Origin of the sequence: Planotetraspora sp. GP83 (assembly GCF_041262585.1) — a bacterium.
Taxonomy (GTDB): Bacteria; Actinomycetota; Actinomycetes; order Streptosporangiales; family Streptosporangiaceae; genus JAOEGB01.
The window spans coordinates 1-22,481 of sequence record NZ_JBGCBZ010000020.1; the positions used below are offsets into that span (position 1 = coordinate 1).

General features: G+C 70.4%; 22 protein-coding genes and 1 pseudogene. 8 read left to right on the plus strand and 15 right to left on the minus strand.

The window, feature by feature from the left end; genetic code table 11:
* Nucleotides 1-175 precede the first annotated feature (175 nt).
* The 3 genes from ABH927_RS25345 to coxB are packed head-to-tail and all read right to left on the minus strand — an operon-like array spanning nt 176 to nt 3,053.
* Nucleotides 176-571, minus strand: a complete 396-nt coding sequence (locus ABH927_RS25345; RefSeq protein WP_370025454.1) for a cytochrome c oxidase subunit 4 — start codon at nt 569-571, stop codon at nt 176-178.
* Nucleotides 571-2,223, minus strand: a complete 1,653-nt coding sequence (gene ctaD / locus ABH927_RS25350; RefSeq protein WP_370025456.1) for a cytochrome c oxidase subunit I — start codon at nt 2,221-2,223, stop codon at nt 571-573. The genes ABH927_RS25345 and ctaD overlap by 1 nt, the downstream gene beginning before the upstream one ends.
* Nucleotides 2,220-3,053 carry a cytochrome c oxidase subunit II gene (gene coxB, locus ABH927_RS25355; protein ID WP_370025458.1) on the minus strand — a complete coding sequence of 278 codons (834 nt, stop codon included), beginning with the start codon at nt 3,051-3,053 and terminating at the stop codon, nt 2,220-2,222. Before coxB ends, ctaD begins: the two co-directional genes overlap by 4 nt.
* Nucleotides 3,054-3,239: 186 nt before the next feature.
* On the opposite strand from coxB, the gene ABH927_RS25360 reads away from it, so the two are divergent.
* Together ABH927_RS25360 and ABH927_RS25365 are read left to right on the plus strand one after the other, a co-directional pair.
* Nucleotides 3,240-4,373, plus strand: coding sequence for a cysteine desulfurase family protein (locus ABH927_RS25360; protein ID WP_370025460.1), 1,134 nt, complete (start codon nt 3,240-3,242; stop codon nt 4,371-4,373).
* On the plus strand, nt 4,373-4,723 hold the full coding sequence (locus ABH927_RS25365; RefSeq protein WP_370025462.1) for a sulfurtransferase TusA family protein: 351 nt from the start codon (nt 4,373-4,375) through the stop codon (nt 4,721-4,723). The genes ABH927_RS25360 and ABH927_RS25365 overlap by 1 nt, the downstream gene beginning before the upstream one ends.
* 116 nt (nt 4,724-4,839) lie before the next feature.
* Here ABH927_RS25365 and ABH927_RS25370 read toward each other — a convergent pair whose 3' ends face one another.
* Both ABH927_RS25370 and erpA read right to left on the minus strand, forming a co-directional pair.
* Entirely contained in the window at nt 4,840-5,826 is a 987-nt protein-coding gene (locus tag ABH927_RS25370; protein ID WP_370025464.1) for a carbohydrate kinase family protein, read from the minus strand.
* Nucleotides 5,827-6,010: 184 nt separating this feature from the next.
* Complete coding sequence (gene erpA / locus ABH927_RS25375; protein ID WP_261582858.1) at nt 6,011-6,364, minus strand: iron-sulfur cluster insertion protein ErpA; 354 nt, start codon at nt 6,362-6,364, stop codon at nt 6,011-6,013.
* A 252-nt stretch (nt 6,365-6,616) separates the two neighbouring features.
* Between erpA and nadA the strand changes: the two genes are divergently transcribed.
* A complete protein-coding gene (nadA, locus tag ABH927_RS25380) occupies nt 6,617-7,771 on the plus strand; it encodes a quinolinate synthase NadA (RefSeq protein ID WP_370025466.1) in 1,155 nt (384 codons plus the stop codon).
* A gap of 12 nt (nt 7,772-7,783) precedes the next feature.
* Here the strand turns inward: nadA and ABH927_RS25385 are convergent, their stop codons facing one another.
* The 7 genes and pseudogenes from ABH927_RS25385 to ABH927_RS25415 all read right to left on the minus strand — a co-directional run bounded on the left by ABH927_RS25385 (nt 7,784) and on the right by ABH927_RS25415 (nt 13,618).
* Entirely contained in the window at nt 7,784-8,575 is a 792-nt protein-coding gene (locus tag ABH927_RS25385) for a maleylpyruvate isomerase family mycothiol-dependent enzyme (protein WP_370025468.1), read from the minus strand.
* Between the two features lie 16 nt (nt 8,576-8,591).
* Nucleotides 8,592-9,200 carry a hypothetical protein gene (locus ABH927_RS25390; RefSeq protein ID WP_370025700.1) on the minus strand — a complete coding sequence of 203 codons (609 nt, stop codon included), beginning with the start codon at nt 9,198-9,200 and terminating at the stop codon, nt 8,592-8,594.
* 844 nt (nt 9,201-10,044) lie between these two features.
* Nucleotides 10,045-10,782, minus strand: a pseudogene (locus tag ABH927_RS25395) (serine/threonine-protein kinase); the annotation flags it as partial.
* A gap of 260 nt (nt 10,783-11,042) precedes the next feature.
* Complete coding sequence (gene pspAB, locus ABH927_RS25400) at nt 11,043-11,591, minus strand: PspA-associated protein PspAB (RefSeq protein ID WP_370025470.1); 549 nt, start codon at nt 11,589-11,591, stop codon at nt 11,043-11,045.
* 52 nt (nt 11,592-11,643) lie between these two features.
* A complete protein-coding gene (gene htpX, locus ABH927_RS25405; RefSeq protein WP_370025472.1) occupies nt 11,644-12,543 on the minus strand; it encodes a zinc metalloprotease HtpX in 900 nt (299 codons plus the stop codon).
* Complete coding sequence (gene pspAA, locus ABH927_RS25410) at nt 12,543-12,821, minus strand: PspA-associated protein PspAA (protein ID WP_370025473.1); 279 nt, start codon at nt 12,819-12,821, stop codon at nt 12,543-12,545. Before pspAA ends, htpX begins: the two co-directional genes overlap by 1 nt.
* The gene (locus tag ABH927_RS25415; protein ID WP_370025475.1) at nt 12,818-13,618 is read right to left on the minus strand and encodes a PspA/IM30 family protein; all 801 of its coding nucleotides are present in this window, start codon (nt 13,616-13,618) and stop codon (nt 12,818-12,820) included. Before ABH927_RS25415 ends, pspAA begins: the two co-directional genes overlap by 4 nt.
* Before the next feature lie 145 nt (nt 13,619-13,763).
* On the opposite strand from ABH927_RS25415, the gene ABH927_RS25420 reads away from it, so the two are divergent.
* Nucleotides 13,764-14,381 carry a DUF3043 domain-containing protein gene (locus ABH927_RS25420; protein ID WP_370025477.1) on the plus strand — a complete coding sequence of 206 codons (618 nt, stop codon included), beginning with the start codon at nt 13,764-13,766 and terminating at the stop codon, nt 14,379-14,381.
* 54 nt (nt 14,382-14,435) lie between these two features.
* Here ABH927_RS25420 and ABH927_RS25425 read toward each other — a convergent pair whose 3' ends face one another.
* The gene (locus ABH927_RS25425) at nt 14,436-15,878 is read right to left on the minus strand and encodes an SMI1/KNR4 family protein (protein WP_370025479.1); all 1,443 of its coding nucleotides are present in this window, start codon (nt 15,876-15,878) and stop codon (nt 14,436-14,438) included.
* Between the two features lie 192 nt (nt 15,879-16,070).
* Between ABH927_RS25425 and ABH927_RS25430 the strand changes: the two genes are divergently transcribed.
* Entirely contained in the window at nt 16,071-18,125 is a 2,055-nt protein-coding gene (locus ABH927_RS25430) for a multicopper oxidase family protein (RefSeq protein WP_370025481.1), read from the plus strand.
* A gap of 24 nt (nt 18,126-18,149) precedes the next feature.
* On the plus strand, nt 18,150-19,148 hold the full coding sequence (locus ABH927_RS25435) for an aldo/keto reductase family protein (RefSeq protein ID WP_370025483.1): 999 nt from the start codon (nt 18,150-18,152) through the stop codon (nt 19,146-19,148).
* Between the two features lie 43 nt (nt 19,149-19,191).
* Here the strand turns inward: ABH927_RS25435 and ABH927_RS25440 are convergent, their stop codons facing one another.
* Nucleotides 19,192-19,446 carry a hypothetical protein gene (locus ABH927_RS25440; RefSeq protein ID WP_370025484.1) on the minus strand — a complete coding sequence of 85 codons (255 nt, stop codon included), beginning with the start codon at nt 19,444-19,446 and terminating at the stop codon, nt 19,192-19,194.
* Nucleotides 19,447-19,705: 259 nt separating this feature from the next.
* On the opposite strand from ABH927_RS25440, the gene ABH927_RS25445 reads away from it, so the two are divergent.
* Together ABH927_RS25445 and ABH927_RS25450 are read left to right on the plus strand one after the other, a co-directional pair.
* Complete coding sequence (locus ABH927_RS25445; RefSeq protein WP_370025486.1) at nt 19,706-21,019, plus strand: bifunctional adenosylcobinamide kinase/adenosylcobinamide-phosphate guanylyltransferase; 1,314 nt, start codon at nt 19,706-19,708, stop codon at nt 21,017-21,019.
* 25 nt (nt 21,020-21,044) lie between these two features.
* Nucleotides 21,045-22,010, plus strand: coding sequence for an adenosylcobinamide-GDP ribazoletransferase (locus ABH927_RS25450; protein WP_370025488.1), 966 nt, complete (start codon nt 21,045-21,047; stop codon nt 22,008-22,010).
* Here ABH927_RS25450 and ABH927_RS25455 read toward each other — a convergent pair.
* On the minus strand, nt 21,937-22,305 hold the full coding sequence (locus ABH927_RS25455; RefSeq protein ID WP_370025490.1) for a hypothetical protein: 369 nt from the start codon (nt 22,303-22,305) through the stop codon (nt 21,937-21,939). The genes ABH927_RS25450 and ABH927_RS25455 overlap by 74 nt on opposite strands.
* Nucleotides 22,306-22,481: the final 176 nt, after the last annotated feature.

Consider the following 22,481-nt stretch of genomic DNA (forward strand, 5'->3'; position numbering starts at 1 on the left):
CGGACCCCCCCCCCCCCCCAAAAACCCGGGGGGGGGGGGCCCCCCCCCCCCCGGGGGCGGGGGGCCCCCCCCCCCCCCCCCCCCCCCCCGACGCGCTGTCTCGAAGCCGTTTCAGGGCCGTCTTAGGGCCGTTTCAGGGCCGTTTCAGGGCCGTTTCAGGGCCGTCTTAGGGCCGTCAGTGTGAGAAGTTGCCCCGGTAGTACTGGAACACGAAACCGATGGCGCTCATGATCGTGGCGAACACCCCGATGAAGAAGAGCCACCAGCCGATCGTGAAGCCGAAGAACGTCAGCGCGGCCGACAGGCACACGAACAGCGGCCACCAGCTGTGCGGGCTGAAGAAGCCGATCTCCCCGGCGCCGTCGCTGACGTCGGCCTCCTTGTTGTCCTCCGGCTGGTCGCCGATCCGGCGCGCGGTGAACAGCAGGTAGTAACCGATCATGAACGCCAGCCCGACGGAGATCGCCATGGCCGTGGTGCCGGTCGGTTCCTTCGACCAGAACCAGTACACGGCGTCCGCGGCGGCGAAGAAGATGCCGCAGAGCAGGAACATCCACCCCTGGATCTTCATCAGGCCTCCAGCTCGGGCTTGGCCGCGAGGTGCGGGTACTTGAGGTCGAACGCGGGACGCTCGGAGCGGATCCGCGGCAGCGTGAGGAAGTTGTGCCGCGGGGGCGGGCACGAGGTGGCCCACTCGAGCGAGCCGCCGTAGCCCCAGGGGTCGTCGACGGTGACCTTCGGAGCGGTCTTCCAGGTCCGCCACACGTTGTAGACGAACGGCAGCGTCGAGAGACCCAGCAGGAGCGCGCCCGCCGACGAGATCATGTTCAGGCCGGTGAAGCCGTCCGACGCCGCGTAGTCGGCGTATCGCCGCGGGAAGCCGCTGACGCCCAGCCAGTGCTGCACCAGGAAGGTCAGGTGGAAGCCGAAGAACAGCGTCCAGAAGTGGACCTTGCCCAGCCTGTCGTTGAGCATCTTCCCGGTGAACTTGGGCCACCAGAAGTAGAAGCCCGCGAACATCGCGAACACCACGGTGCCGAAGACCACGTAGTGGAAGTGGGCCACGACGAAGTAGCTGTCGCTGATCTGGAAGTCCAGCGGCGGCGAGGCCAGGATGACGCCCGTGAGGCCGCCGAACAGGAAGGTCACCAGGAAGCCGACCGCGAACAGCATCGGCGTCTCGAACGACAGGTGGCCGCGCCACATCGTGCCGATCCAGTTGAAGAACTTCACCCCGGTCGGGACCGCGATGAGGAACGTCATGAACGAGAAGAACGGCAGGAGCACCTGGCCGGTGACGAACATGTGGTGCGCCCAGACGGTCACCGACAGGCCGGCGATCGCGATGGTCGCGCCCACGAGGCCGATGTAGCCGAAGACCGGCTTACGGCTGAAGACGGGCAGCACCTCGGTGATGATGCCGAAGAACGGCAGCGCGATGATGTACACCTCGGGGTGGCCGAAGAACCAGAACAGGTGCTGCCACAGCATCGGACCGCCGTGCGAGTCGAAGATGTGCGCGCCGAGCTTCCGGTCGGCCTCCAGGGCGAGCAGCGCGGCCGCCAGCACCGGGAAGGCCAGCAGCACCAGGATGCTGGTGAGCAGGATGTTCCAGGTGAACATCGGCATCCGGAACATCGTCATGCCCGGGGCCCGCATGGTGATGATCGTCGTGATGAAGTTGACCGCGCCGAGGATCGTGCCGAGGCCCGACAGCGCCAGACCCATGATCCACATGTCGCCGCCGAGGCCGGGCGAGGTCACCGCGTTCGACAGCGGGGCATACGCCGTCCAGCCGAACGACGCGGCGCCGCCCGGCGTGAGGAAGCCCGCGACCGCGATCGTGCTGCCGAACAGGTAGAGCCAGTAGCTCACCATGTTGAGCCGCGGGAACGCCACGTCGGGCGCGCCGATCTGCAGCGGCATGAGCTCGTTGGCGAAGCCGGCGAACAGCGGCGTGGCGAACATCAGCAGCATGATCGTGCCGTGCATGGTGAACAGCTGGTTGAACTGCTCGTTCGACACGAACTGCAGGCCGGGCTGGGCCAGCTCGGCTCGCATGACCAGCGCCATGATGCCGCCGATCAGGAAGAACACGAACGACGTGATCAGGTAGAGGTGACCGATGATCTTGTGGTCGGTCGAGGACAGCCACTTGGCGATGACCGTGCCCTTGGTGTACGGCCGCGCGACGAGGCGGGCCGGTTCCTGGATGGCGGTCACTGCGCACTCCCCGCCTGGCTCTTGATGTACTGGTCGAATTCCGCCTGCGGGACGAGCTTCACGGAGAACAGCATCCTGCTGTGGTCGGTACCGCAGAGCTCGGCGCAGCGGCCGGTGAAGACGCCCGTCCGGTCGAGCGTCGTGATCTGGAACCTGTTGTGCACGTTCCCGGGGAACACGTCCTGCTTGAACGCGAAGGCCGGCACCCAGAACGAGTGGATGACGTCAGGCGAGTGCAGGTCGAACTGCACCTCGCTGTTGACCGGCAGCACGAGCTGCGGACCCTGCGGGGTCTCCACGCTCTGCTTGCTCAGGTCGACCGGGACGCCCGCCGCCACCGCCTTCTGGCCCTGGTACTCCGTGGTGAACCGCCAGCTCCACTGGTAGCCCTCGACGGCCACCTTGACCGGGGCGGTTCCGGTGACCTTCGTGATCTCGGTCTCGTCCCGCGCGGTGAAGAAGAAGAACACCGCGACCATGATGACCGGGACGACCGTGTAAAGGATCTCGATCGGCAGGTTGTAGCGCACCTGCGGGGGCAGGTGGTCGGTCGCGCTCTGCTTCTTGCGGTGGAACAGCACCGCCCACAGGATCAGGCCCCACACGACGACGCCGGTGGCGAGAGCCGCGATCCACGACCCGACCCAGAGCGTATGGACGATGGTCGCCTGCTTGGTAACGCCTTCCGGCATGCCCCCACGGGACCACTGGTCGGCGGCCTCTTTGCTACACGCCGTCGCGGACGCCACCACCAGCAGCGCCACGCCGGCGACGCCGGTCAACCGGCGGCGGGCCAACGGTCGCCGTGTCGTACGGCGGGTCGGACTCACGGATCGCCTACCCCACAGATGAAGCCCAAGAGTCCCTCTCTTGGGCGGTTTTTCAGATTTGGCGCTCGGGTTCAACCGGCACAACCTTTCCGCCGGTTCCCCCTTTACTTGTTGAGTTCACGCTGGGGGACACATTAGCGCGGACCGGCGGCGCCCCTCTGACCAGCCCCCGTTAGTGTCCTAACCGTGGCCTACTTGGACGCGGCTTCGACCGAACCTCTCCATCCCGCGGCTCGCGACGCCCTCATGGCCGCGCTCGACGCCGGCTGGGCCGACCCCGCGCGGCTGTACGGCACGGCCCGCCGCGCCCAGATGTTACTGGAGCAGGCCAGAGCGGAGGTAGCCGACGTTCTCGGTGCCCGGCCGGACGAGGTCGCCTTCACCTCCTCGGGGACCCAGGCCGTTCACCTGGGCGTCCTGGGCGCCCTTCAGGGCCGCCGCCGAATGGGCCGCCACCTGGTGGCGGGCGCGGTCGAGCACTCCAGCGTCCTGCAGGCCGCGGCGGTCCACGAACGCGACGGCGGCGAACTGGAGATCGTCGGCGTCAGCCGTACCGGACAGGCCGACGCGGGCGCGTTCGCCGAGGCGGTCTCCCGGCCCGGCACGGCTCTCGCCTGCCTCCAGACGGCCAACCACGAGGTCGGGACGCTCCAGCCGGTCGAGGAGGCCGCCGAGGCGTGCCAGGCGGCGAGGGTGCCGCTCCTGGTGGACGCCGCCCAGTCCGCCGGGCGCCTGCCGATCCCCCGGGGCTGGTCGGTGCTCACCGCCAGTGCCCACAAGTGGGGCGGTCCCGCCGGGGTCGGCGTGCTGGCGATCCGCAAGGGCACCCGCTGGCGCTCGCCGTACCCCGAGGACGAGCGGGAGCGCCGCCGGGTGCCGGGCTTCGAGAACGTGCCCGCCATCGTGGCCGCCGCCGCCGCGCTCCGCGCCAGGGCGGCCGAGGAGGCCGCCGAGGGCCCCCGCCTGTCCGCGCTGGTGGACCGGATCCGCGCCGAGGTGCCCCGCCTGGTGCCCGACGTCGAGGTCATCGGCGACCCGGTCCGGCGGCTGCCGCACATCGTGACCTTCTCCTGCCTCTACGTCGAAGGCGAGGCGCTCCTGACTGAGTTGGACAAGGCGGGGTTCGCGATCTCGTCCGGGAGCTCCTGCACGGCTAGTACGCTTCGGCCATCGCATGTTCTGGAGGCCATGGGCGTGCTTACGCACGGGAATGTCCGGGTATCGCTGCCCCGTGGCGTGTCCGAGGGCGACGTCGATCGCTTTCTCGCCGTCCTCCCGGACATCGTGCGGCGGATCCGGTCGAGTTTGGGGGTTCACTGATGTGGCGCAGGCGGTCGGGTGGCGGCGGGAACGCGCCGGAGACTCCACCCCGCGACCCCCGAGACCCCCGAGACCGCCGAGAGCCCCGAGATCAACGGGAGCCGCGCGGACCCGAGGAGGCGCCCGCGCTGACCATCGACGCGCTGGGCCGCAAGTGCCCCATCCCGATCATCATGCTGGCCGAGCGGATCAACCATGTGCCGATGCGCGACGTGGTCGCCGTCCTCGCCGACGACCCCGCCGCCTTCACCGACATCCCCGCCTGGTGCAGGCTCAAGTCGCACGAGCACGTGGGGAGCTACGACCTGCCCCAGGGCGGCTGGTCGATCCACGTGCGGCGCAACTACTGAGCCGGGCGCCCGTCCACGCGCCCGGCCGATCCCTGTCACAGGCTGATCGGCCTTGTGTCAAGCCGCGTCAGGCTGAGCGCGACGCAGGCTGAGCGCGACGCAGGCTGAGCCCCGCGTCAGGCGTAGTGGCACCTGACGTGCGGGGCCACCTCGTCCGCCGCCGCCTGGCCGTACGCCCCGGCGAAGCGCTCAAGGAAGACGCGCTGGCCCAGCTGGTACTCCTGGCCGCCGACCCGCTCCAGGACGTGGGTCGCCGTGAGGTTCCCGAGCTGGCCGCAGCGCTCCAGCGACAGGCCCCACGCGAGACCCGACAGGAAACCGGCCCGGAACGCGTCGCCGACGCCCGTCGGGTCGGCCTTACCCAGCTCCGGGGCGGGCGAGATCTGCAGGGACGGCTCGCCCTTGCGGTCGATCCGCGCGCCCTTCGGGCCGAGCGTGGTGACGCGGACGCCGACCCGGTCGAGGATCTCCTCGTGGGACCAGCCCGTCTTCTGCTCGATCATCCCGAGCTCGTAGTCGTTGCTGAACAGGTAGGCCGCGCCCTCCACCAGCAGGCGGATCTGGTCGTCCGGCATCCGCGCCAGCTGCTGCGACGGGTCGGCCGCGAACGGGATGCCCCGGTTCCGCGCCTCGTCGGTGTGCCGCAGCATGGCCGCCGGGTCGTTGGGGCTGATCAGGACCAGGTCGAGCCCGCCCAGCCGCTCCACGATCGGGCCGAGCTCGATCTCCCTCGCGTCCGCCATGGCGCCCGTGTAGAACGAGGCGATCTGGTTGTGTTCCTCATCCGTCGTGCAGAGGAACCGCGCGGTGTGGTGCAGCTCGGACACGTGGACCGACGCGCAGTCGACGCCGTGCCGTTCCAGCCACGAGCGGTAGTCCGCGAAGTCGGTGCCCACGGCACCGACCAGCACCGGGGTCAGCCCGAGGCAGCCCATCCCGAAGGCGATGTTGGCCGCGCAGCCGCCACGGCGGACCTGCAGATCGTCGACGAGGAACGACAGCGACACCCGGTCGAGCTGCTCGGCGATCAACTGGTCGCCGAAGCGGCCGGGGAAGGTCATCAGGTGGTCGGTCGCGATGGAGCCGGTCACAACGATGCGCACGGGGTTATTCTCCTCGTTGTCAGCATCTGGGATAAGGGGCAATCTTGCTGAACCCGTCGAGGGTACCCCCTCGGACATGACGACGCCCCGCACGGAAACCCGTACGGGGCGGTCTGCCAAGCTCAGGACAGCCTTGCTGCGGGCCCTTGCTGCGAGCCCTTGCTGCGAGCCTCTGTCGCGAGCCTTAGTTGAACGAGTCGCCGCAGGCGCACGAACCCGTGGCGTTCGGGTTGTCGATCGTGAAGCCCTGCTTCTCGATGGTGTCCACGAAGTCCACCGTGGCTCCGGTCAGGTACGGCGCGCTCATCCGGTCAGTGACGACACTCACACCGCCGAAGTCCGAAACGACGTCGCCGTCCATGGAGCGGTCGTCGAAGAAGAGCTGGTAGCGCAGGCCGGAACAACCGCCCGGCTGCACGGCCACGCGCAGCTGCAGTCCTTCCTCGCCCTGCTGCTCAAGCAGGCTCTTGACCTTGGCGGCGGCCGCATCAGTCAGGACCAGGCCCTGCTGTGTGGTCTCGCTGCTCTCAACCGTCATCTGATGACTCCCGCGTCTGCGCCAACCGCCCACCCGGAGCGGTCGATTGATTCCGACGTCCTACCTAGACGCTACCAACACCCGCCGATCGCTACACATTCCGCGTTGATGGCCTCGCCTCCGGTCCGGCGGGCTCCGGGCGCCCCTTTTGGTGGTGAGGCCATGGGGGTGGGGGGGCCGGAATAGGTGATGCGAGAGCTGTGTAATTATTAGTCGTCAATCCGACGATAAGTCCCCGAAGGGGGTGTGGTCGTGACGATCACCGAGACCGGGCTTCCGCTCTTCATCCTCGGTCGGGGCACCGACCCGCACAGTGAGCGCGGAGTCGACTGTCCCGGCGAGCTTCCCTCCGCGTCCGACCCGGCGCTGGTGGAGCGCGCCCGGGCGGCCAAGGAGTTGCTCGGCGACCGGCTGTTCGTGCTCGGTCACCACTACCAGCGCGACGAGGTCATCCAGTTCGCCGACGTGACCGGAGACTCGTTCAAGCTGGCCCGCGAGGCGGCCGCGCGGCCCGGCGCGGAGTACATCGTCTTCTGCGGCGTCCACTTCATGGCCGAGTCGGCCGACATCCTGACCGGCGACTCCCAGAAGGTCGTCCTGCCCGACCTCGCGGCGGGCTGCTCGATGGCCGACATGGCCACCTTCACCCAGGTCGAGGACTGCTGGGACGCCCTGGAGGACGCCGGGATCGCCGACCAGGTGGTTCCCATCACGTACATGAACTCCAGCGCCGACATCAAGGCGTTCTGCGGCCGCCACGGCGGCGCGGTCTGCACCTCGTCGAACGCGAAGAGAGCCCTGGAGTGGGCCTTCGAGCAGGGCCAGAAGGTCCTGTTCCTGCCCGACCAGCACCTCGGCCGCAACACCGCCGTGCTGGAGATGGGCCTGTCCCTGGACGACTGCGTGGTCTACAACCCGCACCGGCCGAACGGCGGCCTCACCCAGGAGCAGCTCGAGAACGCCAAGATGATCCTGTGGAAGGGCCACTGCTCGGTGCACGGCCGGTTCACGGCGGAGTGCGTCGACGAGGTCCGCGCCCGCATCCCGGGTGTGAACGTCCTTGTCCACCCCGAGTGCCGCCACGAGGTCGTGACCAAGGCCGACCACGTGGGCTCGACCGAGTACATCATCCGCACGCTGGAAGAGGCTCCCGCCGGGTCGTCCTGGGCCGTCGGCACCGAGCTGAACCTGGTCAAGCGCCTCGGGCAGATGTTCCCCGACAAGTCGATCACGTTCCTCGACCGGACCGTGTGCTACTGCTCGACGATGAACCGGATCGACCTGCCGCACCTGGTCTGGGCGCTGGAGTCGCTCGCCGCCGGGGAGGTCGTCAACCAGATCGCGGTCGACCCGGACACCACCCACTGGGCCAAGGTCGCGCTCGACCGCATGCTGGCGCTCCCCTGATCTGATCTCGGATCAGATGGCGGAACGCTCGGCCCACCACTGGAGGAGAGCGGCGTCGCCCTCGATGGCGTAGTCCCCGGGGCGGTCCTGGGGGCGGTCCTGGGGGCGACGCCTCCCCCAGGCCATCAGGAGCACGTCGCGGGCGGTAGCCGTACGGACCGTGGCCTGGGCGGGGGCGCTGGACCGCTCGTAGGAGAACCCGTCAGGGGTCAGGTGGATGAGCCAGCCCGCGCCCGTGCCGGGCTGCCAGGAGATCGTCTCGCCGTCGCCCCTGAGCCCGGCCAGGAGCGGCCGCCAGCTCGCGTAAGGGAGAACGTCGAGCAACTCGCTGACGCCGTCGGCTGCCACGTCCTCGTCGATCGAGGGCTCGGCGCCGACGGCGAGCTCCACGTCGGCCCGGTGGATGACGGTCTCGTGGAGCTGGCGCCGTGACCAGAAGCGCGCGTGCCGGTCACCCGCCCACGACCACATCTCCGCGCCGGGGTCCTGTCCCTTCAGTGCCTCCACCAGGAGTGCGGCTCCCGCCTCGAGCCAGGCCGGGTAGTCCTCGAAGCGGCTGGGAAGGCCGTGGTCCATGGCCTGCCTGTCGTAGCGGCGCGGGGCGAGGTCGCGGACCATGGCGGCCGCCCACCGGTGAACCGCCCCGGTGTGGGCCACCAGCTCCGCGAGGTCCCACCCGGGGCAGGTGGGCACGGGCGTCGCCGGATCACGGCCTCGCACGGCTTCCGCCATCCGGGTGATCTCCCGGCCGGCCGCGTCGGCGTACTCGATGTGGGTCCATTCCTTGGTCATCATGTCGCTCATCGTGGCCTATCGTCGCTCATCGCGTCGTCCGCGTGTAGCGGAGGGCGACCTCCTTGTAGGCGGCGGTGGACGCGGTGGCGAGGCGCCTGACGACCGTACCGTCGAGACCGGCGACCACGATCTCGCAGCCGTCGCCCGCGCGGCGCCACCCCGCGATGTGGTCCTCGTCGTACCAGCCGATCAGCCGTTCGGACGAGAACGGCACGCGGGCACGCTCGGCGCCGCCGGCCGTCCAGGCGCAGACCTGCGCGGTCGTCTTGGGGCACCTGGTCAGCAGGAGTCCTCCCGAGGGGGACACGATGTCGCCGGCGATCTCGATCGGCGTGCCGACGTTCGTCAGCGTGGTGAGCGCGGCGCCGTCCAGGCCGTAGAAGCGGATGCCCTCCCCCGCGTCCGTGGCCGCCCACGTCGCCACGGCCCGCCCGTCTCCGCGCCAGAAGTACGACCACTCCCCCACGTCCGGATCTGTGACCTTGGCGAACGTCGCCCTCCACGCCGCCACGTCCACGATCACGAACCCGGCTCCATCGGCCTTGTCCCCCGCCACGGGGCTGAGCACCGTCAGCAGGATCTTCGAGTGGTCCGGCGACCACGCGGGAGACGAGACGTACAACGGCGCCTTCACGGTCTCGATCGTGCGGGACCTCCCCGTCGCGCGGTCGACGACGGACACGGCGGCGAGGCCTGACGAGGCGTATCCGGGTGTCGATCCCCACCGCCCTGGCACCGCCGTCCTCGACCTGGACCTCGAAGTATCCCGGGACCTTCGTGAAGCCGTTCCCGCCCCCCGTCTCCCCAGCCCGCGAGTCCCCCGCGCGCACGTCCCCGCCGCCTATGCCCTCGGCTCGCCAGTCCCCGGTCCGCCTGTCCGCGCTCCGTACGTCCCGATCCCTCAGATAGACGTCATTTCCGGCGACGTAGGACGTGACCTTGATGGGATCGTCCGCCTTCTCCTCCAGCATGATCGACGTGCCCGGCAGCGCGCCGCCGTCTGAGGGGGCAGTCGGCGCATCCCGAGTGTTGGCGAGCAGGAACCCGCCTCCCGCGAGGACCAGCACGACCGCCAGCACGACCATCGGCACCGGCAAGACGCGCGGCCGCCGCCTCGTCCCCCCGCTCCCCAGCCCGTGGCCGGCCCCGTCATCCGCCCTCTCGGGGCCGGCCCGCCTGCCCGGCCGTGTCGGCACGGCATCCGCGGCGCCATGTAGGGCGGCATGTAGGTCGGCATGTACGGCGGTGCCCGGCGAGGCGGCCGCCGTACCCTCCTGGAGGAGTCCCTCGTCCTGGGGAAGTGAGCGGCCCGTGAGATGGGCCTGGTCCTGAAGCGCGGCGCCGGACGGCACGCCCGTGACGGACCGCACGACGTCACCGGGCGGCGCGGCGGCGGGGGCATGACCGAGGAGGCGGAGGAGGATGTCGCCGGCCGTGGGGCGGGCGGACGGGTCCTTGGCGAGGCACTGGGCGGCCAGGCCGCGAAGCGGCTCCTCGATCGAGCCGAGGTCGGGCTCGGCGTTCATGATGCGGTTGAAGACGGCCGGGAGGCTGTCGCTGCCGAAGGGCGGCTCGCCGGTGGCGGCGTAGACCATCGTGCAGGCCCAGGCGAACATGTCGGCGGCGGTTCCGGCCTGTTCGCCCGAAAGCTGCTCGGGCGTCATGTACGCGGGCGTGCCGACCACCACCGAGGTCAACGTCGAGGCGCGGTCAAGGGCGCGGGCGATGCCGAAGTCGATGACCCGAGGCCCGTCCTGGCCGAGCAGCACGTTGGACGGCTTGAAGTCCCGGTGCACGACGCCCGACTGGTGGATCGCGACCAGGGCGGTCACAGTGCCGACGGCCAGGCGGTGCAGGGCCGGACCGTGCCGTGGCCCCTCGCGCTCGACGACGGCGGCCAGGGTGGGGCCGTCGATGTACTCGCTGACGATGAAGGGGCGATGGGCGTCGACGCCGGTCTCGATGACCTGTGCCGTGCAGAACGCCGCCACCCGCTGGGCGACGGAGACCTCCCGGACGAAGCGATCCTGTGCCTCGCCGTTCCCCGCGAGGTCGGAGCGGAGCACCTTGACCGCCACCGGTGATCCGGACGGCGCGGCGCCGAGGTAGACGGTGCCCTGGCCGCCCTCGCCGAGACGCGCGGTGAGCCGGTAGCGGCCCACTCGCGTGGGATCCGCCGGCCGCAACGGCTCCCGCATCCCCCCTCCGGTGATCATGCACACGTTCCCACGTGCGGTGGTTGAGCCGGGGCAAGGTGTTGCGTGATCACGCACAGGCTCCCGTCCGTAACGGTTGAGCTGGGCGAAGGCGCTTCGTGATCATGCAGGCTCCGCGACCGCATGATCACGGGAGACGTTTGCCCAGCCGGCCCACCACGAGAGGGCACATGTGCATGATCACGATCGGTGGTGTCGGAGGTCTGCCGCGTGCCGGGGAACCTGTGCATGATCACCACCAATGGTGGGGGGGGTGAAGGTCAGAGGCCGGGGGCGCCCCAGACGGGGAACCAGCGCGAGAGGTCGGGCTCGATCTTGAGCTCGTCCGTCAGGACGCCGCGCACCTGTAGCTCCAGGGCGTTGTCCCGGCGGGTGCCTCCGGACGGGGCGAACGGGTAGAAGGTGCCCTGCTTGTAGAGGTAGACGATCGCCAGCTTGCGGCCCGACGGGTCGGCGAAGGTCACGAGCGAGCAGAGCAGGGACGGCCCGAAGCCCGCTGACTCCAGCGAGGAGTTGGCCGCGTGGAGGTCCGTCACGAGCCCAGACACGTCCGGATTGCGCACCAGCAGCCAGGTGTAACCGTAGGAGTCCTGGGAGACCTCCGCCTTCCCCAGCAGGGCCTCGATGTCCTTCTCCAACTGGGCGAACGCGCCGCCCTCCGCGGCCCGGAAGGAGACCGAACCCGCGCCCTCCGGGGTGAAGCCCGTCGCCGCCTGCAGCGTCACCGCCGCCGACGGCAGGGCGAACAGCGCGTCGAGATCCGGCTTCGCCGCCTTCGTACGACCCAGAAGCGCGTCGAACCAGCCCATCAGCGTCCCCTCAGCTTCTTTCAGCGTCCCTTTTTGCGGCTTCAGCGGCTCTTCAGCGGCCCAGCATGGCCGAGATCCTGGCGAGCTGCTCCAGGCGGCGCTCCAGCGGCGGATGGGTGGAGAACAGCGCCGCGACGCTCTCGCCCGACAGCGCCGGGACGAAGTAGAAGGCGTTGAACGGCTGCGCCTCACGCAGGTCCCTCGTCGGGATGCGGGCGATCTCCCCGCTCACCTTCGTCAGGGCGCTCGCGAGAGCCGACGGCCGCTGGGTCAGCAGCGCACCGGCCCGGTCGGCGGCCAGCTCGCGGTAACGCGACAGCGCCCGCGTGAGCAGGAAGCTGATCGCGTAGACGATGGCCGAGACCGCGAGGATGATCAGGCCGACGGGTGGGCCGTTGTTGTTGTCCCTGCGGCCTCCCCCGGCGAGGCCGGAGTAGAGCGCGAGCCGGGTCATCAGCCCGGCGACGATGCCCAGGAACGAGGCGATCGTCATCACTGCCACGTCCCGGTGCGCGACGTGCGACATCTCGTGAGCGATGACGCCTTCGAGCTCGGGCCCGTCGAGCCTGCGCAGCAGGCCCGTGGTCACGCAGACGACCGAGTGCTTCTGGTCTCGCCCGGTGGCGAACGCGTTGGGGACGTCGGAGTCGGCGATCGCCACGCGGGGCTTGGGCATGTTCGCCATCGCGGCGAGCCTGTCGATGATGCCGTGCAGCTCGGGAGCCTCCTGCGGGGAGACCTCCCGCCCGTGCATCGCGAACAGCGCGATCCGGTCGGACAGGAAGTACTGCACCAGCAGGAGGCCCGCGGCGATCACCAGCACCGTCACCGCCCGCACACCGGCGGCGAGCAGCGCGGCCACGAACGCGACGTACAGCAGGCCGAGCAGGAACATCGTCACGGTCATCCGGACCGTGAGGCCGCGATCGGGGGCGAACCTTGTGCGGACCATCAGCCAGGGATGAGCCCGGTGTCCCCGAGCATCTCCCGCACTTCCTCGATCGAAGCGTCGGCGGGCGGCAGGATCAGCTCGGACGGCTCCAGCGATTCGTCCGGAAGGGCGCTGCCCACCTGGCGGACCTTGTCCAGCAGGGCGTGCAGCTTGGTCCGGAAGGCGGCCTCGTCGTCGGACTCGATGGCGGCCTCGAGCTCGCTGTCGAGCGCGTTGAGGACCTCGATGTCGGCGGCGCCGATCTCGACCTGTCCCTCACCCATGATTCTGACGATCACAGGCCCTCCCCCGGCTGACGGTACTGCTGGGTGGGCTGCGACGACGGCTGGGCGGCCTGGCCCGGCTGCCCGGCCTCGATCGCGCTCTTCGGCGCGGGGCCCTGTCCCAGCTCGGCCTTCATCCTGGCGAGCTCCAGCTCCACGTCGGTGCCGCCGCCCATGCGGTCGAGCTCCGCCTGGATGTCGTCGCGCTGGCCGGTGAAGTCGTCGAGGGCGCCACTGGCGAGCAGCTCGTCGATCGCTCCGGCGCGTGCCTGCATCTGAGCGGTCTTGTCCTCGGCGCGCTGGATCGCGAGGCCGACGTCGCCCATCTCCTCGGAGATGCCGGAGAACGCCTCGTTGATCCGGGTCTGCGCCTCGGCGGCCGTGTAGGTCGCCTTGATGGTCTCCTTCTTCGTGCGGAAGGAGTCGACCTTGGTCTGGAGCCGCTGGCTGGCGAGGGTGAGCTTCTCCTCCTCGCCTTGAAGATTGCTGTACTGGATCCGAAGGTCGGCGATCTGCGTGTTCAGGCCGTTACGCCGGGTCAGCGCCTCACGTGCCAGGTCCTCGCGGCCGGCGGAGAGCGCCTGCCTGCCCTGGTTCTCGAGCTTCGCGGCCTGACTCTCAAGCTGGTTGATCTGCAGCTCCACCCGCTTGCGGCTGGTGGCCACGTCGGCCACGCCCCGGCGGACCTTCTGCAGCAGCTCCAACTGCCGCTGGTACGAATAGTCCAGGGTCTCCCGCGGATCCTCCATCTTGTCCAAGGCCTTGTTGGCCTTCGACTTGAAGATCATCGAAAGTCTCTTCATCACGCTCATGCGCGTCGGCCGTCCCCTTCTTAAAGGTTGTGCGTGGGTAACCCCAGCCGTTCCAGCCCCTTTTCGGCGGCGTCGCCGCCTGGGTTCACCCTACGCATAACGCGCGAGGGCGTCACTAAGTTGCACGCCCGGTAGGCTGGGCGACGTGTTCCGACGTCGTTCCCAGACCCCTACGGCCGACTCCCCCGTCCCTGTAGACGATCCTAAGCCCCAGGGGACTCCGGGCAAGGGCCGTCCCACCCCCAAGCGGAGTGAGGCGCAGGGCCGCCGCCGCTCCCCCGTGACGGCTCCCACCAACCGCAAGGAGGCCTACCGCCTCCAGCGCGAGCGCGACCGAGCGACCCGGGTCCGCCAGCGTGAGGGCATGCTGCGCGGCGACGAGCGGTACCTTCAGCCTCGTGACCGCGGCCCGGCGCGCAAGTTCGCCCGCGACTGGGTCGACTCCCGCCGCCTCCCGGGGCAGTACTTCCTGCCGGCCGTCTTCGTCATCATGCTGGTGTCGATGGTGCCGTTCCCGGTTCCCGTCCGGTCGGTGGTGCTGCTCGTCTACACCCTGTCGCTGCCGGTCGTGATGCTGCTCGTCCTGATCAGCTCGTTCTACGTGGCAGGGCGGGTCAAGAGGGAGGTCGCCGAGAGGTTCCCCGGCGAGAACCTCAAGGGCATCGGGTTCTACGCGGCCATGCGGTCCTCCCAGATCCGCCGCCTGCGCTTCCCGAAGCCGACCGTGCTTCCCGGCGGCAAGCCGGTTCCCTCCAAGAGCTGACCGGCCCGCTCCCCAGGTCGTACGGCGCCCCGCCCGGCAACGGGCGGGGTTTCGTCACTCCTCGGGGAGGTTCCAGCTCAGGCTGCCGTCGGTCACTGTGGGGGTGGACCCGTACAGGACGGGAGCGCCCGTGACGAGGGCATCGGCGATGGTCTTGAGCATGCGGTAATACGACGGCCACTGGGCCTGGGTGGGCCGCCCGTCTTCGGGGAAGTATTCGCCGATCTCGCCGGTCCGAGAGTCGGCGAACAGGAAACCACCGTCACCCGAGACCGCGAAGGGCACCCAGCCGCCGCCCAACTGGCAGGACGTATCCCAGGAATCGGCGATGTCCGCCACTCCCACCATTGTGTAGAACGGCGGAAGCTCCAGGCCGGAGCCGCTCGGCCCGCCGTCGTGGCGCAGCAGGGACGCCCGCAGCGAGTCGGGGACGCGCATCCCCGTCTTCGCCTCCACCTTGGCGATCATCCGGGCGCTCGCGGGGCGGGTGAGCCGCCTGTACGTCACCGGCGCGTGGGCCTTCAGCCACTTCTCGATGCGCCGCCACTGCCTGTTGACCGCCGCGGTGACATGGGGATCGATCGGCCGGACCACCGGCTTCTTCCCCGCCCCCCGCGGTTCGCATCCCGGATCGGGCCGAGCCATCTCGACGGAGGGTGAAGGCGACGCGGCCGCGCCGGTCAGGCCGGCCTCATCCGGGTCACCGGATTCCGCCGGATCAGGCATGCCGGCGTGCGAGAAGGGGATCGGCTCCGGCCCCGAGAGCGACCACCCGCCCGAGTCGCCGTCCTCGCCAATGTCGTCGCCCATGTCGTCGCCCATGTCGTCGTCCATGTCGTCGCAGAGCCCGGCCGCCGGGTCGCCGCAGTTTCCGGCGTACGCGCTCCGCCCCGGGAGGTCGTATCCGTAATAGGCGTCTTCCGAGGACTCGGCCTCAGATTCCGGCGAATCCGGATAAGAGGACTCTGGCCCGGTGCCCAGCCCGAGCCAGCTCATGGAGTCGCCGCCGAACGTCGCGGAGTCCAGTGCCTGGGAGGCGAGGAACAGCACGCCGAGCGCGACGGCGACTTGGGCCCAGCGGATCGTCCGTCTGCGGGTGGTGGCGTCGAGAGCGGCGAAGCGCTCCGAGAACGGCTCCCGGCCCGCCCTGGCGGCGACCAGCCGGGCGATCAGCGCTCCGCCTTCCGGCCGGTCGTAGCGCTTCAGGTCCTCGGCCGTGGGCCGCCCCAGCACGGGCTCCGCGTAAGGTTCCGGAGGTTCGGGAGGTGTGGTCCCCGGCTCGGCCTGTCGTGCGGTGTCCTGTTCGGCCTGGTGATCGTGCCCAGGCTGCTCCGGAAGCCCGCGAGGGCGAACGACAGCCGCCCCCCGGAAACCCGCCGCGGGCCGGGAAGCCGTACGGCGCCGCATGAGGGCGACTCCCAGGGCGACGCCGGCGGCGCAGGCGAGCGCCGCCGCGAGGGCCAGCCGTACGGGATGAGAAGTGATCAACCGGCGCACGGCGGGCACCTTATCGCGATCCGGGCCCACAGCCGTGGCGGATGAGCGGAAGCCCCCACCCCAGGGTCAAGTTTCGGCCAACGGCGGCCTCACGTCGGGGTGTCCCGACGATCTTGGGGACTTCGGCGGCTACCGTCCGGGATCGCCGTCGGATCGCTGGGGCGCGAAACGATCTCGACAAGGGGCTGAACGATGGAGACCAGCAGGCGGAGGTTCCTGGGCCTGGCCGCGGCCATGGCCGTCACGGGTTCGGCGTCCGCCAAGGGGACACCCGCCTGGGCCGGGGAGACCCGCGCCGAGGAGGCCGGAACAGCTCAGCAGGCCGGAGCGGCGCGGAAGCCCGGAGCAGGGCAGGAGGCCGGGGCGGCGCAGGAAGCCGGAGCGGCCCCGGAAGCCGCGCGGGAGAGCGCCGCGGGACGGCGGGCCGGGCAGGGCCCCTCGGGAGGCGACGTACCGGATCTCGCGGGCGTGGACCAGCCGGTGACGGCCACGCTCACGCCGTTCGCCGACGCGCTCCGCGTCCCGCCGCTGATCAGGCCGGACGGCGACCTGACGATCGAGATGCGGTCGGTGTCCAGGCGGCTCCACTCCCAGCTCCCGCCGACCACGCTGTGGGCCTACGAGGGGCACGTCCCCGGCCCGACCATCGAGGTGCGGCGCGGCCGGCGGTTGCGCGTCTACTGGACCAACCGGATCGAGGGCGAGCACGTGCCGGTCACGGCGGTGCAGGTGTACGCGCCGGTCGGCACGGGCACGCCGCCGAACACACTCCCCGGCCGGGGCGGGGCCGTGCCCAGGGACGACGTGGCGGGCATCCCACCGTGGCTCGTCGTCCACCTGCACGGCGCGGTCACCGGCGGCGGGCAGGACGGCTGGTCGGAGAACGGCCACGTGGCGGGAGAGGTGCAGATCTCGGAGTACCTGAACCGGCAGCCGTCGGCCGCCCTGTGGTACCACGACCACACGATGCACACCTCGACCTGGACGATCTTCGCCGGGCTGTTCGGCATGTACTGGATCCGGGACGACGAGGAGGACGCGCTCGGCCTGCCCAGCGGGCCGTACGAGATGCCGCTGATCTTGTGCGACCGCAACCTGGAGACGGACGCCGCGGGGCGGCTCACCGGCCGGCTGCTGCACAAGGTGACCTTCCGGAACGAGATCCAGCGGGTCACCCGGCCGTTCGAGGGCCCGTACACGCTGGTGAACGGGATCATCTGGCCCTACCTGGACGTGGAGCCCCGGTGGTACCGGTTCCGCGTGCTGAACGCGGCCAACTCGCGGACGTTCCGGCTGGCGCTGATCGACGAGGCGACCGGGAAGACGGTGACGGGCGCCATGAAGCAGATCGGGACGGACGGCGGCCTTCTCCCGGCCCCCGTCCCGCTCGAGTTCCTCACCCTCTCCTCGGGCGAGCGCGCGGACGTGCTGATCGACTTCGGCGGCCACGCGGGGAGACGGCTGCGCCTGGTGAACACGGCCGCCGACGCCACGCCCGGCATGCCCTCGGCGGGCATGCCGTACCCGGAGGTGATGCAGTTCCGGGTGGGCGGCCAAGCGGCCGAGGGGGGTGACGCGTTCAGGCTGCCGGCCGTCGTCTCGCCTTCGTTCGTACGGACCACGCACGACAGCCTCCCGCCGGACCGGACCCACCGGATCGTGCTGACCAAGGTCGGCGGCGGCAGGCACTCGGAGATGTGGGAGATGGAGAAGGTGCACCCCGACTCCGTGAAGATCCCCAGCGAGGGGGTCGTCCAGCTCAAGACGGCGGACGGCAACGTCCTCACCTACCGGCGGATCGCCAACGGGCCGGACGACGTGGTGAACTACTTCGCCGAGCTGGACGCCTGGGAGCTGTGGACGTTCATCAACGCCACCGACTTCCCGCACCCGATGCACATCCATCTGATGCGCTTCCAGGCCATTTCTCGCGACATCTACGACGTCAGCGGCTTCGACGCCACGCTCGGCACGACCCTGAAGCCCATGGCGTACAAACAGGCGGGCGTCCTCACGCCCGGCGAGCAGGGAGCGAAGGACGTCATCCTGGTCGGGGAGAACGAGGTCGTCACCGTCGCGGGGCGGTTCGAGGGCGCGACCGGACGCTTCGCCTACCACTGCCACCTGCTGGAGCACCAGGACGAGGGGATGATGCGCCCGCTCGTGGTCTACCCGCCCGGGATCATGGCGCTGCACATGGGCGGTGCCATGATCAGTGGCGCCCACCATGGCCACAGTCACATGTAACCGGGATGTCCTAGGGTCGGAATCATGGAATTCCGCCATCTCGGCCGCAGCGGCCTCATGGTCAGCGAGATCAGCTACGGCAACTGGATCACTCACGGCTCCCAAGTGGAGGAGGACGCCGCGCGCGAGTGCGTGCGGACGGCCCTGGACGAGGGCGTCACCACGTTCGACACCGCGGACGTCTACGCGGGAACCCGGGCCGAGGAGGTGCTCGGGCGGGCGCTGAAGGGCGTGCGACGCGAGTCGCTGGAGATCTTCACCAAGGTCTTCTGGCCCACGGGGCCGGGCCACAACGACCGCGGCCTGTCCCGCAAGCACATCGTCGAGTCCGTCAACGGCTCGCTTCGCCGGCTCCAGACCGACTACGTCGACCTCTACCAGGCCCACCGCTTCGACGTCGAGACGCCCCTGGAGGAGACCCTCCGCGCCTTCGACGATCTCGTACGGCAGGGCAAGGTGCTCTACGTCGGGGTCAGCGAATGGACGGCCGACCAGATCGCGCGGGCTCTGAAGATCGCCGACGAGATGGGCTTCGACCGGATCGTCTCCAACCAGCCGCAGTACAGCATGCTGTGGCGGGTCATCGAGGCCGAGGTCGTGCCGCTGTGCGAGAAGGAGGGGGTCGGCCAGGTCGTGTTCTCGCCCATCGCACAGGGCGTCCTCACCGGCAAGTACCTCCCCGGGCAGCCGGCGCCCGCCGGGTCGCGGGCCACCCACGAGGCCGGCGCCGGCTTCATCAGCCGGATGATGGACGACGACGTGCTGCGGCGGGTCCAGGACCTCAAGCCCCTCGCGGCCGACCACGGGCTCACGATGGCCCAGCTCGCCGTGGCCTGGGTGCTGCAGAACCCGAACGTGTCGTCCGCCATCGTCGGCGCGTCGCGCCCGGACCAGGTGCGGGACAACGTCAAGGCCGCGGGCGTGAAGCTCGACGCGGAGACTCTGCGGCGGATCGACGACGTGCTCGCTCCCGTGATCGAGCGCGACCCCGCCAGGACGATCAGCCCCACCCGGCGCCCGTAAGCCCGTCGCTCATCCGGGGCTCATTCAGGCTCATTCGGGGGGCTCATTCGGGGCGCAGCGACATCCCCGAGTATTCGACGCGCTCGTCCTCCATCAGCGTGACCTGCTCGACGCCGGATTCGAGCAGGTCGCGCCACGTCTCTCCAAGCCAGGACTCAGCGTCGGCCTGGCTGGAGAAGATCTCGCGCGGCAGCGGACGATCCGTCACCTCGCCGCCCTTCGCGTCCTCATAACGCCAACGCCACGTCATGCCCATGCACCCCTTGTGAGCGGTTTCATCCACGTCATTGCCCGCCACCGGACCGGGCTACCCTACATCCCCCTCACCCGGCGTGATCATGCACACCTTCCCCCGCGAGTCTCCCCACCGGCGCCCTCCTACATCGTGATCATGCACGCCTTCCCGCACGAGGGCCGCGACCTGCATCTCCACCTTTCGTGATCATGCGTGCGGGCTTCGGCTCGCCGTCCCTCCACATGCCTGTAGCCCCGCGCCGCGGATGTCAGGGCAACGCGTTAATGTCGGGCGTCTCTGGCCGGACGATCGTGGAGGTGACGTGGAGGTCTTCCTGGAGGGCACCGCCGGCCCGGACGGCTGGCCCGCTCCCGGCTGCCCGTGCGCCTCCTGCGGACGGCTCCCGCCCGGACACCGCCGCCCGGCGTCTCTCGTCCTGAATGGCCAGGTACGGCTGTCGCCCGCGAACCAGCCACCCCGCACCGACGCCCTCCCGGCCATATCCGAGCCACCCGACGGACCGGGCCTTCCCCAAGGACACGGTCTTCCCGGGGGATACGTCTTACGGCACGGCCCCGACGGGTGCGAGATCATCGACCCCGCCGGAGGGCGGCTGCTCTACGCCACGCACGGGGTCGTACAGGCCGCTCCCAGCCACGCCGCGACCCGGCCCCGGGTCCTCTCCCGGCCGGATGAGTGCCACGGCGTCGCCCCGCGGGCTCCTGGCGCCGGCCCCGGCCGAGACGATCCCGGTGCTCTCCGGGCCGGCCGGGGCCGTCCCCTCGCCTGCGAGATCATGCCGTACGCCGCGGAGCCGTACGACCTGGTGCTCATCGACCTGCTCGACCGGCCGGACCGCCTCGGCGATCTCCGTCACCGCGGCCTCGTGACGTCGCGCACGCAGGTGATCGCCGTCCATCTCGATCATCGCGTGCCCTCGGAGGGCGAGCTCGCCCGGAGGCTGGGGTTCTGGCAGGCGAGAGCCGTACCGGACGGGACCGTGCTCACGGCGGCCCCCAAGTGGGAATCCGTAGAGGTCGGACGCCGCCCCCGGCGCACTCTGCTGCTCGGCGGGTCCCGATCCGGCAAGTCGGAGGAGGCCGAGCTGCGGGTGGCGGCCGACCCTGACGTGACATACGTGGCGACCGGGCCGTCCGGAGGAGACGACCCGTCCTGGCTGGCCAGGGTCAAGGCCCACCGGGACCGCCGCCCGGCGCACTGGCGAACCGTGGAGACCGTCGATCTGACCGCCCTCCTCCGCGACCCGCCCGGGACGCTCCTGATCGACGGCCTGGGCACCTGGCTGGCCGCCGTGTTCGACGAATGCGGCGCGTGGCCCGGCGACCTCGGCGACACGCCGGCCCCGACAGCGGATCACGGCGAGGCGCCTCCTCTGGATCACATGTCTCCGCTGGATCGCGTGGCCCGGCGATGCGACGAGTTGGTGGACGCCTGGCGGCACGCACCCGGCCCGGTCGTGGCGGTCAGCGACGAGGTCGGCCTCGGAGTCGTCCCGGCGACCGCCAGCGGGCGGCTGTTCCGCGACGCGCTGGGGCGTCTCAACCAGCGGCTCGCCCGCGAGTCCGAGGACGTGGCGCTGGTGGTCGCGGGCCGGGTCACACCGCTGCCGATCTGATCCCGCGCCGGTACGATCCTCCGCTGTGTCCGGAACGTCCCCGCTAAGTGGTCTCCGCGCCGCGTGGCGGTTCGCCATCGGGATGTTCACCGTGTTTCCGGTCCGGCCCGGCGACACGGATGGCGCCGTGGATGGCGGGCTGGATCGAGGGATCGCGGGCCGCGGCATGGTGCTGGCGCCGTTCGTCGGCGTGATCCTCGGGCTCGTGCCGGCCGCCGTACTGGTGGTCGTCCACTGGGTGTCGGGCTCCGCCTTATTGGCAGCCGTGCTCGCCGTCGGGACCTTGGCATGGCTGACGCGTGGTCTCCATCTCGACGGCCTGGCCGACCTGGCCGACGGGCTGGGCAGCGGCAAGCCCGCCGAGGCCGCCCTGGACATCATGAAACGCTCCGACATCGGCCCGTTCGGCGTCGTGACGCTGGTCTTCACGCTGCTCGCCCAGATCGCGGCGCTGTCGGCGGCCCCCGCCCCCGCCGCGCTCGTGACCGCGTGCGCCACCGGCCGGCTCGCCGTAACGTGGGCCTGCCGTGACGGCGTCCCCGCCGCCCGTCCCGGCGGTCTCGGCGCGCTCGTGGCGGGCACCGTACGGCGAAGCCGGGCGATCGCCGCGACCGCCCTGACGGCCCTGGCCGTGGCCCTGCTCGGATCCGCCCCCACACTCGGGGGCCTTCAGCCGTGGTTAGGAGGCGGGGGCCGGACGTCGCTCCCCCTGCCGGCCCAGGACAGCCTCCATCCTCCCGGCGCGTCCCTGATCGGCGGGCTGGACGTCACGACGGCGGGCACGTCGCTGAGCACATCGCTGAGCACATCGCTGAGCACGTCGCTGAGCACGGTGCTCGTGCTGCTCCTGGCGATGGCGGGGGGTCTCGGGGCCGCCGCCCTGGTGCGCCGCCGCGCCGTACGGCGGCTTGGCGGGATCACCGGCGACGTGCTCGGCGCGCTGGTCGAGACCGCCACGACGGCGGCCCTGCTCGTCTGCGCTCTCCTCTGACCCGCTGGACCGATTCCGACCCGTGGACCGATTCGCCGAGCCAGGCCGCCGCGACGAGCTTGCCCGTCCTGGCGCGGCTCGGCCCAAGGGTGAGACCGGTCTGCCGCGCCCACTGCCGGAACGGCGTGCCCCGGTGCACCAGGCGCCATACGGCGACCACGCCGAGAGACGGCGTCATCATCATGATCACTGCCGTCACGAGGACGGGTGGTGAGCCGAGCGGGCTGCCGCTCACCCACACCGGGGTCGCGGCCAGCCACGACGCCCCGAAGGTGACGAGGAGGAACACCCACAAGTCCCCATTGCTACGAACACTACGACTGCTACAACGCATCGCGATACACCTCGTACAGGTCCAGGGGCATTGCCTGTGCCGGAAATTGAGCGTGAGGCCGGAGCCGCTCCGGCGGGGGGCGCCGCATGATCACGAAGCAGGATTTCGCTGGTGGCGTGGCTCCTCGGGGAATACGC